Genomic DNA, 16,977 nt, shown 5'->3' with positions numbered 1-16,977 from the left:
AAATGGAGTTTGCTTCTCAAGACCAAGCCGTAGACTTAGATGCTTTGTGTCAAGAAATTCGTGAGCGTGCCTGTGCAGGTGAATTTGATAATCAGGCCTATGTGAGCCAAGACATTATCGAAAAGCTTAAAAAAATTGGTGTTTACCGTGCCTTAGTGCCTAAACGTTTTGGTGGTGAAGAATGGTCACCGCGGCAGTTTTGTGAGTTGATCGAAACTTTATCTAAAGCTGATGGTTCAGTGGGTTGGGTGGCAAGTTTCGGTATGAGCCCTGCGTATTTAGGAAGTTTGCCGGAAGAAACGCTGAAAGAGTTGTACCAAAATGGGCCAGATGTCGTGTTTGCCGGAGGTATTTTTCCGCCGCAGCCTGCCGAAATTACCGATGAAGGTGTAGTGGTGCGTGGACGTTGGAAATTTTCCAGCGGCTGTATGGGCGCTGACATTGTTGGTGTGGGGATTTCACCTCTTAAAAACAATGAAATGCAAGGTTTACCACGTATGGCTGTGATGCCTGCCAACAAAGCCAAAATCGAAATGACATGGGACACTGTTGGCCTAAAAGGTACCGGAAGCCATGATTTAGTGGTTGAAGATGTATTGGTCGAAAAGAAATGGACCTTTGTACGTGGTGAACCTTCAAAACTCAGCGAGCCATTTTTTAAATATCCATCATTGTCTTTAGCCACTCAAGTCTTAACCGTGGTGGGTATCGGGGTTGCAGCTGCTGCATTAGAAGAATTTGAAAAATTAGCACCGGGTAAAGCATCTATTACGGGTGGTTCAGAAATTGCCAACCGCCCAGTGACTCAATATGAGTTTGCTCAAGCTGATGCAGAGTTTCAGGCTGCAAAGTCTTGGTTTTATCAAACCATGGATATTGTGTGGAATGAAATTATTGCTGGTCGTGTAGCAACTGCTGAACAGATTAGCGATATGCGTCTGGCATGTACGCATGCAGCTCGCGTTTGCGCCAAAGTGACCCGAAAAATGCAAATGCTCGCGGGTATGACAGCGATTTATACCAACAATCCATTTAGCCGTTTTGTGAATGACACCAACGTGGTGACCCAGCATGCCTTTATGGGTGATGCAACTTTACAAAATGCAGGTTTAGTCAGTTTTGGGTTAAAGCCAACCCCAGGTTATCTATAAGTTTAAATTTTGAAAAAGGAATATTGAGATGGAAGCTAAAAAACCATTACGCGTGTTGTTTTGCATGGGTATTAACCAGAACTTTTTTGATGCAGAACCTGCTGAAGCAAAAGCGGTTTGGGCAGCATTTGGTGAAATGTGGAATGGCATTCATGACCTACCTGGTGTGCATGTATTCGGGAATCTTGATGATGATCAAAGCATGGTGGGTGCAAGTACGGGCTGGCCTTGGACCACTTATTTGCTTGCAGATGTTCCGGATATTGAGACAGTACATGCAGCTTGTAACTTGTTTAGAACGACCGTGGTGGGTGAAGGGCCATACAAACTTTGGAAATATTGCAAAGTTGAAGCTCGTGTTGGGCGTGAATTGATTATTCAACGTTAAGGCGACCGCAATGACTGACAAAGTGAATATTGCAGAAATCATAGAACGGCTAGAACAGTTGGAAGCACGCAATGCTATCCGTAACTGCATAAACCGTTATATGGAGATCTGCGACGAGCTCAATGCAAATACAGATCTTTATGAGTTGATGAATCTTTTTGATCAAGACTGTATTTGGGAAGGTATTGGTGACAAATATGCCAAATCCTTTGGTCGCTATGATTCTTGGCAGTCGATTTACGACATGTTTAAAAGCTATACACAAAAAGAATCTCACTTTGTTATGAATGCACACTTTGTAAATTCAGAACAAATCTATGTAAATCAAAATGATGCAAGTGCTTCATGGCTGATGTTGCAAACTTCAACTTTTCAAGATGGCCGTAGTCATCTGAATGCAGCAAAGCTCAATGTGAAGTTTCAAAAGCAAGTAGATGGAACATGGAAAATTAAGCATTTCCAAACACAGAATATTTTCAGTCGTCCCGTATCGCATTGGCACAGTGAAGCCGAGTTGCCGGTACCTTCCCAGGAATGACCCAGGACATATTTAAAAGGACTATTGATATGAACAGTATTATACCAACGCATAACATTGGCATTGATTACGATGCTTTAGTTAAAAGTGACCGTGCCCATACTTCTCTTTATAAAGATGAACGCATTTTTGATGAAGAGATGGAAAAAATCTTTTATAGCACTTGGGTGTGGGTTGCGCATGCCAGCGAAATTCCGGAAGGCGGAAGCTATAAAACCATTAACATTGGTAAACAGCCTGTGGTTGTGGTACGTGACCGTAAAAAGAAAGTCCATGTACTTTTAAACCGTTGCCGTCACCGTGCAGCAACCGTATGCGAACATAAAAAAGGAAAAACCAACAGTTTTGTATGCCCATATCACGGTTGGAGTTATGCACTTGATGGTAGTTTACGTGGTGTGCCATCTCCGAAAAGTTACGGCGATTGTTTAGATAAGTCAGAATTACCGCTGGTGAGCCTACGGGTAGAAGAATATAACGGTATGATCTTCGCTTCATTTAAAGAAGACATTCAACCGCTTGAAGAGTTCCTTGGGCCGGCGAAAAAATGGATTGACCTGTTTATGAAACAAGGTGCGGGTTATCCAATTAAAGTGTTGGGCGAACACCGTTTCCGTTTCCCGGGTAACTGGAAAATCCAGCTTGAAAATACCACCGATGCCTATCACTTCCCATTGGTACACAAGTCATTCTTAAGTTCTGTAGATGAAAAAACCGAAGAACTCTTTAACTTCGAAAACCAGCCGGGTTTTGTTGAAGACTTAGGTAATGGTCACAGTGTTATGGTGATGATTCCTGAACTAGTTGATCTAGACGAAGACTTAATGGAGCGACCAATACAAGAACGTTTTGAAGACTTGGCTCAAGCTTTGCGCGACGAAGGTCATGAAGAGTTAGAAGTACGCCGTATTGTTCGTGCAGTCGGTGGTTCTGGCTTTAACTTAAATTTATTCCCGAATATTGCATGTTCAATGGCGTTCTTCCGTGTGTTACAGCCAATTTCAGTTGCTGAAACAGAAATTCATCACTCGGTGATTACGATGGACGGCGGTCCACAAATTGCCAACCAATACCGCTTACGTTTGCATGAACATTTCCAAGGTCCATTTGGTTTTGGTACGCCAGATGACTCGGAAGCTTGGGAACGCGTACAACATGGTGCCAATGCGGGTAATGATTTATGGATTATGCTCAACCGCGGTTTACCGGGCGAAGTCAAAACTGAAGATGGCTTAAAAAGTGATGTCAGTGCTGAAACAGGTATGCGTGCAGCATATCAGCAATGGAAAAAGATGATGACAGCTTAAGGAGAGAGCAATGAATATGAATCTGCAATTATTAAATGAAGTCACTGCTTTCATCTGGGCCGAAGCAGATATGTTAGACCATAGCGAGTATCGTGAATGGCTCAATTTATGGAATGAAAAGGGTGTTTATATCATTCCGATTGACCCAAACCTCACAGACTACGAAAACAACTTAAATTATGCCTATGACGATAATCATATGCGTAAGTTACGTGTAGAACGACTCGAAAATGGTGAGGCAATTTCGACGGCACCAAAGGCGAATACGGTACGCAGTATTTCGCGAGTACGAGTGATTCAAGATCAAGATGATGAAATCGTTTTACGCTGTGCTCAAAATTTACGTGAATTCCGTAAAGAAAACCTCAAGCATTACACGGCCGATATTACGTACCATCTAACCCGTAATGCCGATACTGGTTTTAAGATTAACCGTAAAATCATTAACTTGGTTAACTCAACCGATACCTTAGCTGGTATTAGCTACATTCTTTAGGAGCGGTAACATGAAACAGGTTGTTTTAGTGACAGGTGCTGCTTCTGGACTCGGTAATGTGATTGCTGAATATTTTGCGAGCCAAGGTCATCAAGTGATTTTGTCGGCAAGTACGCTTGAAAAAGCCGAAAATGCCAAAGCACAAAGTCAGTATGCCCAAAATATGTTTCCTTTAAAGCTGGATATTTCGGTCGAGGCAGATTTTCATGCAGCGGTGCAATGGATTGAAGAGAAATTTTCTAAACTTGATGTGTTAATTAACAATGCTACCGTCACTAAAGCAACATCCGTATTAGAAATTACCGCAGCCGATTTTGATTGGGTGACCCAAGTTAACCAACGCGGCACCTTTCAAGCTTGTCAAATTATTGGTCAATACATGGCCAAAAAAGATTATGGACGCATCATTAATATGGCGTCTTTGGCGGGACAAAACGGCGGTACTGCAACGGGTGCACACTACGCGGCAACCAAAGGGGCTATTGTGACATTAACCAAAATTTTTGCCAAAGAGTTTGCGGCAAAAGGTGTTACGGTCAATGCGATTGCACCGGGACCGATGGAATCACCAATCGTTCATAGTGTGGTGCCAGACGAAAAAATGGAACAGTTCATCCAGAATATTCCGGTTAAAGCCTTAGGAAGTATGCATTTTATTGCTGAAACTTGTGGGTTGCTTGCGAGTCCAAATGCGAGTTTTGTGACTGGTGCAACATGGGATATTAACGGTGGTTTATTCATGCGTTAAGCCAATCGCTTAACCATGAAAAGGGAGTTAAATCATGACTACACTTTATGATGTTGTCGTTAAAAATCGCCATGTGGAAGGTGGAAATATTGCAGTTATGGAATTTGAATCTGCAACTTCTGCTACATTACCAAAGGTTGAAGCGGGTGCACATATTGATGTGCACTTACCGAATGGCATGGTGCGCCAATATTCACTTTGCCAAAATCCAAATGATGAAGGTAAGTTTCGTCTTGGAATTTTACGTGATCCTGAATCACGTGGTGGCTCGATTTCTGCATTTGATGAAATTAAAGATGGTATGCAAATTCAGGTCAGTGAGCCGAAAAACTTATTTCCACTTTTAAAAGCCAAGCACAGTGTGTTGATTGGCGGTGGAATCGGGATTACGCCATTAATTACGATGGCATATCAACTTGCACATGAAGGTGAATCATTTGAGCTTCACTACTGTGGTGCTAGCCCTGAAAAATGTGCTTTTGTTGATGAAATTAAAAATGGTGTGTTAGCAAAATACACAACTTTCCATTTTAAATCCGAAGGTGCAAGCAACAGAGTATTTTTTGAATCTGCCATTAAAGATATTGACCCTGAAAGTCATATTTATACCTGTGGTCCAGTCGGTTTTATGGACTGGGTGATTAACCTTGCCACGACTCACGATTTTCCTGAGCAGCAAATCCACAAAGAATACTTTCAAGTTGAAACTGACACCTCTGGAGATTCATTTGAGGTGGTGGCTGAGCGTAGCGGGAAAATCATTATGGTCGAAGCTGGCGAAACCATTTTGCAGGCTTTGGCTAAAGAAGGCATTGAGATTGAAATGTCTTGTGAGCAAGGTGTATGTGGAACCTGCATGTGCGATGTGATTGAAGGTGAACCTGATCATCGAGATGTTTATTTTACTGATGAAGAAAAAGCCAGCAATGAACAAATATTGGTGTGTTGTTCGCGCTCTAAAACACCGAGATTAGTTTTAGATATCTAATGCTCTCGCGATTTATATGGATGTAAGAGAAGGTTTAGGAGAAAGATGATGAATGTATTACAACAAATAGATGAGTTTACGGTCGATCCACTACAGTTCCGACGGGCATTAGGAAATTTTGCAACAGGCGTTACCATTGTTACCGCACAAAATGCACAAGGTGAAAAAGTAGGAGTTACTGCAAATAGTTTTAACTCGGTATCGCTCGACCCACCACTTATTTTGTGGAGCATTGATAAAAAATCTTCAAGTTTTTCAGTATTTGAACAAGCAACACATTTTGCAGTCAATATTTTATCGGGCACGCAAATTGAGCTGTCTAATAAGTTTTCGAGACGCAATATTGATAAATTTGCTGACACAAATTTTCAACTTGGCGCAGGACGCGCACCCATTTTAGAAAATTGTTCTGCGGTGTTTGAGTGCGAACGTTATCAAGTGATTGAAGGTGGTGACCACTGGATTATTATTGGTAAGGTGGTTCGTTTCCATGACCAAGGCCGAAGCCCGTTGGTTTACCATCAAGGTGCATATTCTTGTGTCATGCCGCATCCAAGCCTTCAAGTTAAACAAACAGAACAGAGCGGTGTAGACCAAACACATTATGGGCATTTATATAATAATGTATGTTATTTAATGAGCCGTGCTTTTAAAGCTTATCAAACCGACTATATTCCAAAGCAAATGGCTTCGGGTTTCCGTACCAGTGAATCACGTCTTTTGCTTGTTTTGGCAAGTGGTACTGCTTCAAGTAAGGAGGATTTACCACGAGATATTGCTATGCCAATGCAAGAGGTGGAAAGATCGGCTGAAATTTTAAAATTTGAAGGATTATTGGTCGATCACGATAATTTGTATGCACTAACCGAGAAAGGCAAACAAACAGCGCAGTATTTGTTTGATATTGCTGATAGCCACCAAAATGAAGTGTTTAAAAAGTATTCTGAGGAACAAAAGGATATTTTTATTACCATGCTGCGAGACTTTGCGGGAGTAGCATAAGCCCCATTAAGCTGATAAATTGAATTGATTTATCAGCTTCTTTACATTTAGCTGACTATCATTAAAACAATTCCAAGGACAAGGAATTTTTGGCACACAATTTGTTTATCAATAAAACATGATTGCAAATATGCCAAGACAGTGCACCACCACATAAGCAAAATTTTGAGCGGTGGCACATGTATAGAGAGGTAAGGGATGAACCAATATGTAAGCGATGCATTACTCACATGGACGCACCATATTAAAAATGTGTGCGGCAATTTTGAAACCGATTTTGACGGAACCCGTAATTTATTCATTGGTGAAGTTCAGTGCTTTTTATTGGGCGATACCGAAATTGCTTTTATTAAAAACAATGCCAATAAAATTGTCCGAAAAGCCGATGAAATCGATCGAGTGAATAATCGTTTTTGTTTTTTGATTTTGCAGTATTCGGGAAAAATGCTGCTCGAGTATAAAAATGAGACTCTAAGTCTGAATGAAGGCGATATTGTTTTGGTCGACCCAGTCGAAACTATTTCGATGTATCCGCAAGGCTTGGTGAGCCAGATTTCAGTCCATCTGTCGCGTGAAAAATTACTGAAAGAAAATATTAGCACCGAATATTTTGGAAAACTGATTACTTAAAATATGAGTGGTTTTTTACTTAAAAATATTTTGAAAAATATGTCTGCTGAAAACATCAAACTTTGGTACGCAACCGAAGATGGGAATGCTTTTGAAGATGCGTTAATTGCTTTAATCAAACCCACAATCAATTATAAAAATATTAATAGCTCCAATAACCTGATGGAAAAAGCCGAGCGATATATTATAGAAAACTTAGCAAAACCAGATTTAACACCTAAATTAATTGCAGAGCATATTGGAGTGTCACTGCGTCATCTCTACCGTTTGTTCCTTCAAGAAAATTTATCTATTAATAAATATATACAGCTTAAGCGCCTAGAAAAAGTCAAAGCAGATTTGCTTGATAAAAAGAACAAACAAAGCTCAATTACCCAAGTTGCCTTGAAATGGGGTTTTTGGGACGGTGCTCATTTTTCAAAAATCTTTAAAAAGACTTATGGTATCTCTCCTAAAGAATTTAGAGAGGGTATGTCAGTTTAAATTTTTAACTCTCAATGTCATTTTTAGACAAGTTCGACGTCATTCTTGAACAAGCTAGCCCAATGTAACTGTGTTGAAATTAAATTCATTAGAACAGGTTAGATAAGCTTAATAACCATAAAACTATTAAGTTGGTCTAATAAATTTCACTCACAGGAAAGTGCATTTTAACTGTCTGATTCAGATAGTACAGGGATAGATGAAAAGGATGAAACCAATGCGTAAACAACGATTATTGAATGACATACAAAAAATACTGGCACTTAACTTATCAATCGCTGCAAGCTTTTGGGGATTCAATACTCAAGCGTTTGCCCATGGTGGACATGCCGAAATGGTCTCACTTTATCAAAACATGAGTGAGCAAGGCGCTAAAGTTGTTAAAGATGACTTTACCAATACCTATATAATTACCAAAGGTTCTATGGTGGTTCGAGCTAAACCCAATTCAGATCAGGTTTTGGTGAATGGCAAACCTTTCAAACTCAGTGTGCCTTTATTAATTAAAGATGGTAAACCTGTTATTGGAAAAGATTTTTTTAATGAAGTCTTCCAGTCGGGGTTAGATCAAACTTTTAAAGTTGAAAATACCTTTCACCCGCTCAATAGCTTAAATTCTGACGAAATCAAAAAGACCTTTGATGTGATTAATCGCTCGAAATACGCTTATAAAAATATGCGTTTTGCCGAGTTAAAGCTTAAAGAACCTGAAAAAGCCAAAGTATGGGATTACTTTATTAATCATAAAGATTTTAAAGAAGATCGTATTGCCTCATTTATTTTATTAAAGGGCAATCAAGCGATTGAAGGTGAAGTTAATCTTAATACTCAACAAGTCACAAAATGGAATGTACTTAAAGATACTCATGGTATGGTGCTGCTAGATAATTTTGAAGCCGTGCAGCGTGTAATTGAGACAAGTAAAGAATATCAAGATGCGTTACGCAAACGTGGCATTACTGATGTGAAGAAAGTGATTGCTACTCCGCTAACTGTTGGATATTTTGGCGGTAAAGATGGTCTGGATAAACAACTCAATATATTAAAAGTCGTCGCTTACCTCGATGTCGGCGATGGTAACTACTGGGCACATCCTATTGAGAACCTAGTTGCTGTAGTCGACTTAGATAAAGAAAAAATTATCAAGATTGAAGAAGGCGCGATCATTCCTGTGCCAATGGCAAATCGACCTTATATGTCGAATAAGCCCGTAGCAAGTAAGCTAAAACCACTCAATATTATTGAACCTGAGGGCAAAAACTTTAGCATTACCGGTCAAACCATACATTGGGGGAATTGGTGTTTGCATGTGGCGTTAGACTCTCGTGTTGGCTTACAGCTTTCAACCGTGACCTACAAAGATAAAGGTGTGAAGCGTAAAGTCATGTATGAAGGTAACCTCGGTGGAATGGTGGTTCCATATGGTGACCCTGATATTGGTTGGTACTTCAAATCTTATTTGGACTCTGGCGAATATGGTATGGGAACACTTACTTCATCTATTCTTCCTGGAACAGATGCACCCGACAACGCTGTTTTACTTGATGCCGTGATTGCAGACTACAAAGGCCAACCACAAGTAATTCCAAATGCCATTGCTGTGTTTGAACGTTATGCCGGACCTGAATATAAACATCACGAAATTTTTGGTAACCAAGATGCCAGTGAAGCACGCCGTGAACTTGTCGTGCGCTGGATTAGTACGGTTGGAAACTACGATTACATGTTTGACTGGGTATTTGCCCAAAATGGTGTAATTGGGATTAATGCGGGTGCAACAGGTATTGAAGCTGTTAAAGGTGTTAAATCACGCACCATGCATGACAGTACCGCAAAAGAAGACACTAAATATGGAACTTTAATTGACCATAATATTGTGGGTACAACGCATCAGCACATCTATAACTTCCGCTTAGACATGGATGTAGATGGGGAAAACAACAGCTTTATGCATATGGACCCTGTGGTGAAAGCCAATGACAAAAGTGGTGTCCGTACAAGCTCAATGCAAATTGACAGTAAAGTCATTACGAATGAGCAAAATGCAGCTGAAAAATTTGATCCATCCACTATTCGCTTACTCACGAATTTCAACAAGGAAAATAAATTAGGTAATCCTGTTTCTTACCAGCTCATTCCTTTTGCAGGTGGAACACACCCAGTGGCGAAAGGAGCCAATTTCTCTAAAGATGAATGGTTATTTAAACGTTTGAACTTTATGGATAAACAAATTTGGGTGACGCAATATAATCCGGATGAACGCTACCCTGAAGGGAAATATTCAAATCGATCAACTCATGATACAGGCTTAGGACAGTTCATTGGTAACAACGAAAATATCGAAAATAAAGACCTTGTGGTGTGGATGACAACAGGCACAACCCATGTGGCACGTGCTGAAGAATGGCCAATTATGCCGACAGAATGGGTTTATACCCTAATCAAACCTTGGAACTTCTTTGACAACACCCCGACTTTAAACTTGGGTGAAGAAGAGCAAAGCACGCAGCACGACCATCACTAAAGACAAACATGAACGAGGATGGGTAACGAATCGGTTACCCATACGTGAGCACGGTTAGGCCGTTCGCAAAAGGAATTTCTAAATGAAAAATTTATTTTCTCAGGTTATGAGAGGGACTCTCTTTGTCTCATTTTTTTCAACTGTGCATGCTGGTGAGCTTGAAATTAAGCCAACTTTTGAAGCAACTTTTGGGGCTTTTAGTAGTGGTAAAAGCTATAACGGTGAAAACCTAGAGGATGAAAGAATCAATTGGCAAGAAGGCCTTCTTAAATATGGCGCTAAAGGGCAATATACCTTTAAAAACAATCAACTCTATGCAAGCTTGAGCGGTATTAGCTCGGCAACATTTGGTGATGGCGACGCAGGCCAAAATAGTAATGGCAAAGAACGTAAAACAGATATAAATGAATGGGTCATTGGCTTTAAAGATGGCACCAATAAAGATGAGTTGACGACTTATGATTTAAGTATCGGTCGACAAAATATCATGATTGGTGACGGGTTCTTTATCGCGGGTGATGCATTAAACCTCGGTAAAGTGCCGGCGGATGGTGCACTCGATCGGGGCGGCGCATATTATCTGGCAGCCCGTCGAAGCTTTGATTTTACAAGTTTGCTTCAATACAAACCGCAAGAGAATACAACGCTAAAGCTGGCTTATTTAAAGTCAGATAATCAAGCACAATTTTCCCCAGAACTCTTTGTGACTGATCTGATGTATCAGCTTAAAGATAAGGGCGTCGGGTTTACCTATTTAAATGTATTAGACCTAGAAGATACTGAACAGGTTTCAGGACGACAAGACCTTAAAAATTATGCTTTACGTTTGAATTATCAGCCCTTACCAGAACTACAAGTTAAAACTGAGTTTGTAGTTCAAGATAAAAAAGATGGCCACGAAAATGCTGGCTACTTAGCACTGAACTATAACTTTTTATCTTCAAAATATACGCCTTCATTAGGCTACCGCTTTAGCCATTTTTCAGACCAATATGACCCTATGTTTTATGGAAATACGGTCGGGTTCGGTACGTGGTTTCAGGGGGAGGTAGCCGGAAACTATGCTGGTCCATTCAATAAAAATGCAGATATTCATCAAGTTTCTTACATGATGAACTTGAAAGAAAATTTTATGTTGGGTGCTTTGGCCTATAAGTTCAAAACGGTAAATAAGTCTTTAACCAATGTGGATGGACATGAGCTGGATGTCTTTTCAGTCTGGTCGGTCAATAAAAAATTCAATGTTATTCCTTTAGTGGGACTCTATAAACCAAAACACGATATCCATAGTGGCGGTACTCAAAACTACGATGACAAGACCAATGTCTATGCGCAGTTGATTCTGCAATACATCTATTAATAGATCCTTTTAAATAAATTGAGAGAAATAAAAATGAGTGAAGTTCAGATTTTACAAAGCGTGCAGCAATTTATGGCACGTCAACATGGACATTTTATTGATGGAAAATTAGTTGCTGCCGAGCTTTTAGATAAAGTGGATATTGTGAATCCATCGACTGAACAAGTTGTTGCTCAAATTAGTATTGGTAGTCAACAAGACGTTGAAATTGCAGTGAAAAGTGCTGAACATGCTTTTCAAAATGCTTGGGCTGAAACAACGCCGTATGAACGTGGTGTTAAACTGAACAAGCTAGCCGATTTAATTGAGCAATATGGTGAAGAACTTGCACAGCTCGAGTCGTTATCTACTGGAAAACTTATCAATATTTCACGGCATCTTGAAGTCGCACAATCTGTTATTTTCTTGAGATATTTTGCGGGTTGGGCAACTAAAATTAATGGTCAAACCATGCAACCCTCTATTCCTTCTATGCAAGGTGAGAAATATACAGCTTTTACTTTAAGACAACCAGTGGGTGTGGTTGCAGGGATTGTACCTTGGAATTTTTCACTGATGATTGGCGTTTGGAAAATCGGTTCAGCTTTAACAACAGGCTGTACCATTGTGCTTAAACCAAGTGAGTTTGCCAGCTTATCTTTATTACGTTTAGCCGAACTTGCCATTGAGGCAGGTATTCCGGCTGGCGTAATTAATGTGGTTACAGGTAAGGGCGATACAGGGCAATATTTAATTGAGTCACCGCTCGTTAAGAAAGTCTCATTTACAGGTTCAGTTCCAACCGGCATTGCGATTGGTAAGCTCGCGATGAGTAGTGATTTAACCCGCGTAAGTCTGGAGCTGGGTGGAAAAAATGCGATTGCCGTTTTAGCTGATGCAAATATTGATGAGATTTTACCAACTTTGTTGCAAGCAACTTTTGTGCATCAAGGTCAAGTTTGTGCATCCCCAGAGCGTTTTTTTGTACATCATACAAAACAAGATGAACTTGTCGAGAAACTCTCGAAAGCACTTTCTAGTTTCAAAATTGGATCGGCTATGGATGAAGGAAGTATGTTTGGTCCACTCTCTAATCAGCCACACTTTCATAAAGTGAAACATTATTTAGATATGGCTAAAGCCAACAACCAGATTATTGCAGGGGGTGAGGCTCTAGATCAGACAGGGTATTTTGTACAGCCGACTTTAATTTCCTTTAAAAATACGGATGATCCTTTATTTTTAGAAGAAACTTTTGGTCCAGTAGTCGGGGTAATGCCATTCGAAACTGATGAAGAACTTATTCAACTGATGAATCAGTCGCGCTTTGGTTTAACCGCAAGTATTTGGACAAATGATTTGTCTAAAGCTTTACGTTTAATTCCTAAAATTGAAGCAGGCACCTTATGGGTGAATATGCATACGTTCTTAGATCCCTCAGTTCCATTTGGTGGAGTGAAGGCTTCGGGAATTGGCAGAGAGTTTTCAGATGCATTTATTGAAGATTACACCGAATTAAAATCGGTCATGATTCGGTATTAAGTTCAAAGATTCTACGAGATATAAAAAAATGGCCTCTATAGGCCATTTTTTGAATCATTAAAATTAAACTAATAAAAAATCTTTTAAAATTTTATTAAAAGCTTCGGGCTGTTCTACATTGGAAATATGAGAAGCATCTATCTCTGCAAGTTGTGATTGTGGAATGCGTTGCTGCATAAACTCACCATCTGCAACAGTCGTTACAGGGTCTTGAGTTCCAGCAATCACCAATACAGGAATTTTGATATCTTTTAACTGCTCACGGACATCCGCTTTAGCCAAAGCCTCGCAACAATTGGCATAACCTATTGCGCTGCCAGCACTTAAGTCGTTACACAGGTTGTTGACAATTGAAGGATGACTTTGGATAAAGGGATCTGTAAACCATCGTGAAGCTGCTGTAGCTGCGATTGGCTGTAAACCTTGCTCACGTACTAATTTTGCACGGTCAAGCCATGCTTGTTCTTGTCCGATTTTAGCGGCAGTATTTGCAACAATGACATGACTAAAACGGTTAGGGTAGTGAATCGCAAGCCATTGACCTGTTAAACCGCCCATTGAAATACCACAAAAAGCAGCTTTGCTAATATTTAGATGGTCGAGTAAACGGACAACATCTTCACCTAATTGCTCTACAGTGTATGGACCGTCAGGCGTAGAGGATAAACCGTGACCACGTGTGTCATAGCAGATCACAAAAAATTGATCTTCTAACTCATTAAACTGTTTTTGCCACATACCATAGTTAGTGCCCAAAGAATTGGAAAACACCAGAGCAGGGGAAGAAGGTTCGCCAAAAGTTTGATAGTTAATTTGTGCATCGGCAGATTGAAAAGATGGCATTTGTTTCTCCTTAAAGTGCTTCAACACGTTCAATAATCAATGCGATGCCTTGTCCTACACCAATACACATCGAACACAAGGCATAACGGCCGCCTGTTTGTTCAAGCTGGTTTAGGGCTGTAGTCACAAGGCGTGCACCTGATGCACCAAGTGGATGACCTAATGCAATTGCTCCACCGTTTGGATTTACCTTGTCAGAGTTGTCTAGCAAACCTAAATCACGGGTGACTGCTAAAGCTTGTGCAGCAAAGGCTTCATTCAGCTCAATTACATCCATTTGCTCTAAAGTCAGGTTGGTTTGTTTAAGTAATTTTTTAATGGCGGGTGCTGGAGCAAAACCCATAATACGTGGTTCTACACCCACTGCTGTTGAAGCAATGATCTTGGCACGTGGTTTTAAGTTGTAAGCCTGAACTGCATCATCAGAAGCAATCAGCAATGCGGCTGCACCATCGTTGATGCCTGAAGCATTACCTGCAGTGACTGTGCCATCTGCTTTCACAACAGGCTTAAGTTTGCTTAAGCCTTCAAGTGTGGTTGATGCACGTGGATGTTCATCGGTATCAATCACAACAGCATCGCCCTTACGCTGAGGGATTTCAACTGCCACAATTTCTTTAGAAAAAAAGCCTTTGGCTTGCGCGCTTGCGGTGCGTTGTTGGCTCACCAAGGCAAACTGGTCCTGATCTGCACGATTGACGTTAAACTGTTCAGCCACGTTTTCGGCAGTCTGGGGCATGGTGTCTACACCATACAATTCTTTAAGTTTTGGGTTAATGAAGCGCCAACCCATGGTGGTGTCTTCAATCTTCTGGCTACGGCCAAAAGCATTGTCAGACTTACCCATCACATAGGGTGCACGGCTCATGCTTTCCACACCACCTGCAATCACCAAGTTAGCTTCACCTGCTTTAATGGCACGGGCAGCAATGGCAATGGCATCGAGTGATGAACCGCATAAACGGTTAATAGTGGTTGCCGGCACCTGATAAGGTAAACCCGCAAGCAGTGCTGACATACGGCCGACATTACGGTTGTCTTCACCGGCTTGGTTAGCACAACCATAGATCACATCATCGACCTGTTCCCAATCTACACTAGGGTTACGCTGCATGAGGGCTTTAATCGGCACAGCGCCAAGGTCATCGGCACGGACAGGAGCAAGGCCACCTGCGTAACGGCCGAATGGAGTACGGATGGCATCGATGATATAAGCGTTTTTCATTCTAACTTTTGTCCTTTACTTCAGGCCTTTTTAGCCATTCTCCGTAAGTATTTCGCGGTGGCGACATGGATGTCGCCTCGTTGCTCAGCACAACAGGGAGGTTGTGTCTGAGTAACAAAGGTTTTTGGTTACTTTTTTAAAAAAGTGACACGAATTAGCTGTCGGCATCTGGTTTAAACAGATAAGACTCCGTCGTAATGATTTATAAATTTTCATATCAACGAATAACATCACGGCTGTAATACACTGTGATATCCATAGGTCTGTTGCATAAGCGATACCTTACTTTTGAAAGGTCAAAAGTAACAAAAACCTTTGTTGAACAGAGGAGGCTTCCATGCCTCCCTGTCCAACGGGCGACATCCATGTCGCCTGTCACAATAGTTACTGCTGTTTTAAATTTTAATCTTGAGTCGCATCAATCAAAGTTGCACCCGTTAAAGCCTGTAACTCATCAAAACTAAGACCTTCTACTTTCTCAATTACCTTTAAACCGTCTTTGGTCACATCAATTACACAAAGATCGGTGTAAATACGGTCAACACAGTGTTTACCCGTTACCGGATAGCTCAGCTCAGCCACAATCTTCGGTTCACCTTGTTTGGTGACGTGGTCTGTGGTGATAAATACTTTCTTGGCACCAACTGCCAAATCCATCGCACCACCCACCGCAGGAATCGCATCCGGCGCACCGGTGTGCCAGTTCGCCAAGTCACCATTCGCTGCCACCTGAAAGGCACCAAGCACGGCAATATCAAGGTGACCACCACGCATCATCGCAAATGAGTCACCATGGTGGAAAAAGCTGCCGCCTTCAAGCATGGTCACAAACTCTTTACCCGCATTAATCAGTTCAGGGTCTTCTTCACCTGCAGCTGGTGGTGGGCCAAATGCCAATAGTCCATTTTCAGAATGAAGGAAAATATCTTTATCGTTAGGTAAGTAGCTGGCAATCTTGGTTGGTAAGCCAATGCCCAAGTTTACATAGGCACCATCTGGAATATCTTGTGCCACACGTTGTGCAATCTGGTCACGGCTGAGTTTCTGATAGCTCATGTTATTTCTCCTTATTGCTTACTGTGCGGGCTGTACTTGTACAACATGCTGTACAAAGATACCTGGGGTGATGATGTGCTCAGGGTCTAATCCACCCAGCTCCACCACTTCAGAAACCTGAGCAATGGTGACATCCGCAGCCATGGCCATGATCGGGCCAAAGTTACGTGCAGATTTACGGTAAACCAGATTGCCCCAGCGGTCGCCCTTATAAGCTTTAATCAGGGCAAAGTCAGCCTTGATCGGATATTCAAGTACGTAATCTTTACCATCAATCTCACGAGTTTCTTTACCTTCGGCCAAAAGAGTTCCAAAGCCTGTTGGAGTAAATACAGCACCTAAACCCATACCTGCAGCTTGAATACGACAAGCCAGATTACCTTGCGGTACAACCTCAAGTTCCACCTTTCCGGCACGGTATAGTTCATCAAACACATAAGAATCTGACTGACGTGGGAAAGAACAGATCACTTTTTTAACCGAACCAGCCTTAAGCAGTTTAGCCAGACCGTAATCGCCATTACCGGCGTTATTGCTGACAATCGTTAAATCTTTAACACCGAGTTCAATCAGACCGTCAATGAGTTCAGCGGGTTGTCCTGCGGTACCGAAACCACCAATCAGGATGGTTGCACCATCTTTAATCTGCGATAGAACCTCGCTTAGTGAGGACTTACTTTTGTCAATCATGTGAGAAACCTTAGAGCATGAGGTAAC

Annotated in this window: 15 protein-coding genes and 1 pseudogene; 12 read left to right on the top strand and 4 right to left on the bottom strand. The window is 41.2% G+C overall.

Going from position 1 to position 16,977, the window contains the following annotated elements:
- Positions 1–2: 2 nt before the first annotated feature.
- The 12 genes and pseudogenes from J671_RS18545 to J671_RS18495 all read left to right on the top strand — a co-directional run bounded on the left by J671_RS18545 (position 3) and on the right by J671_RS18495 (position 13,136).
- Positions 3–1,151, top strand: coding sequence for an acyl-CoA dehydrogenase family protein (locus tag J671_RS18545; RefSeq protein WP_081404932.1), 1,149 nt, complete (start codon positions 3–5; stop codon positions 1,149–1,151).
- A gap of 28 nt (positions 1,152–1,179) precedes the next feature.
- Entirely contained in the window at positions 1,180–1,539 is a 360-nt protein-coding gene (locus tag J671_RS18540; RefSeq protein ID WP_000387550.1) for a hypothetical protein, read from the top strand.
- Between the two features lie 10 nt (positions 1,540–1,549).
- Positions 1,550–2,077, top strand: a complete 528-nt coding sequence (locus tag J671_RS18535) for a nuclear transport factor 2 family protein (protein WP_031983074.1) — start codon at positions 1,550–1,552, stop codon at positions 2,075–2,077.
- Positions 2,078–2,106: 29 nt separating this feature from the next.
- Entirely contained in the window at positions 2,107–3,384 is a 1,278-nt protein-coding gene (locus J671_RS18530; protein ID WP_031983072.1) for an aromatic ring-hydroxylating oxygenase subunit alpha, read from the top strand.
- 10 nt (positions 3,385–3,394) lie between these two features.
- Complete coding sequence (locus tag J671_RS18525) at positions 3,395–3,880, top strand: aromatic-ring-hydroxylating dioxygenase subunit beta (RefSeq protein WP_031983070.1); 486 nt, start codon at positions 3,395–3,397, stop codon at positions 3,878–3,880.
- Between the two features lie 10 nt (positions 3,881–3,890).
- Positions 3,891–4,628 (top strand): SDR family NAD(P)-dependent oxidoreductase, encoded by a 738-nt coding sequence (locus J671_RS18520; protein ID WP_031983068.1) that lies wholly within the window; start codon positions 3,891–3,893, stop codon positions 4,626–4,628.
- 34 nt (positions 4,629–4,662) lie between these two features.
- Positions 4,663–5,616: a PDR/VanB family oxidoreductase gene (locus J671_RS18515; protein ID WP_031983066.1), complete on the top strand. Its 954-nt coding sequence runs from the start codon at positions 4,663–4,665 to the stop codon at positions 5,614–5,616.
- Between the two features lie 45 nt (positions 5,617–5,661).
- Positions 5,662–6,618 (top strand): p-hydroxyphenylacetate 3-hydroxylase reductase component, encoded by a 957-nt coding sequence (locus tag J671_RS18510; RefSeq protein WP_006580873.1) that lies wholly within the window; start codon positions 5,662–5,664, stop codon positions 6,616–6,618.
- A 198-nt stretch (positions 6,619–6,816) separates the two neighbouring features.
- Positions 6,817–7,731, top strand: a pseudogene (gene feaR, locus J671_RS0104820) (transcriptional regulator FeaR).
- A 208-nt stretch (positions 7,732–7,939) separates the two neighbouring features.
- Entirely contained in the window at positions 7,940–10,255 is a 2,316-nt protein-coding gene (gene tynA / locus J671_RS18505; protein ID WP_081404928.1) for a primary-amine oxidase, read from the top strand.
- 142 nt (positions 10,256–10,397) lie between these two features.
- Positions 10,398–11,615, top strand: a complete 1,218-nt coding sequence (locus J671_RS18500; protein WP_081404931.1) for a hypothetical protein — start codon at positions 10,398–10,400, stop codon at positions 11,613–11,615.
- A gap of 33 nt (positions 11,616–11,648) precedes the next feature.
- Positions 11,649–13,136 (top strand): NAD-dependent phenylacetaldehyde dehydrogenase, encoded by a 1,488-nt coding sequence (locus J671_RS18495; protein WP_031983060.1) that lies wholly within the window; start codon positions 11,649–11,651, stop codon positions 13,134–13,136.
- A 63-nt stretch (positions 13,137–13,199) separates the two neighbouring features.
- On the opposite strand, the gene pcaD is transcribed toward J671_RS18495, so the two are convergent.
- From pcaD to J671_RS18475, 4 genes are all read right to left on the bottom strand, one after another.
- Positions 13,200–13,979, bottom strand: a complete 780-nt coding sequence (pcaD, locus tag J671_RS18490; RefSeq protein WP_031983058.1) for a 3-oxoadipate enol-lactonase — start codon at positions 13,977–13,979, stop codon at positions 13,200–13,202.
- Positions 13,980–13,989: 10 nt separating this feature from the next.
- Complete coding sequence (gene pcaF, locus J671_RS18485) at positions 13,990–15,204, bottom strand: 3-oxoadipyl-CoA thiolase (protein ID WP_031983056.1); 1,215 nt, start codon at positions 15,202–15,204, stop codon at positions 13,990–13,992.
- A gap of 402 nt (positions 15,205–15,606) precedes the next feature.
- Positions 15,607–16,260, bottom strand: a complete 654-nt coding sequence (locus J671_RS18480; RefSeq protein ID WP_031983054.1) for a 3-oxoacid CoA-transferase subunit B — start codon at positions 16,258–16,260, stop codon at positions 15,607–15,609.
- 18 nt (positions 16,261–16,278) lie between these two features.
- Entirely contained in the window at positions 16,279–16,950 is a 672-nt protein-coding gene (locus J671_RS18475) for a 3-oxoacid CoA-transferase subunit A (protein WP_017394060.1), read from the bottom strand.
- Between the last annotated feature and the right edge of the window lie 27 nt (positions 16,951–16,977).

The sequence above is a fragment of the Acinetobacter sp. 1130196 genome (assembly GCF_000588095.1).
Lineage (GTDB): Bacteria > Pseudomonadota > Gammaproteobacteria > Pseudomonadales > Moraxellaceae > Acinetobacter > Acinetobacter nosocomialis.
Note: the sequence above shows the minus strand (reverse complement) of the source record. Positions and strands in the feature narration are given on the sequence as shown.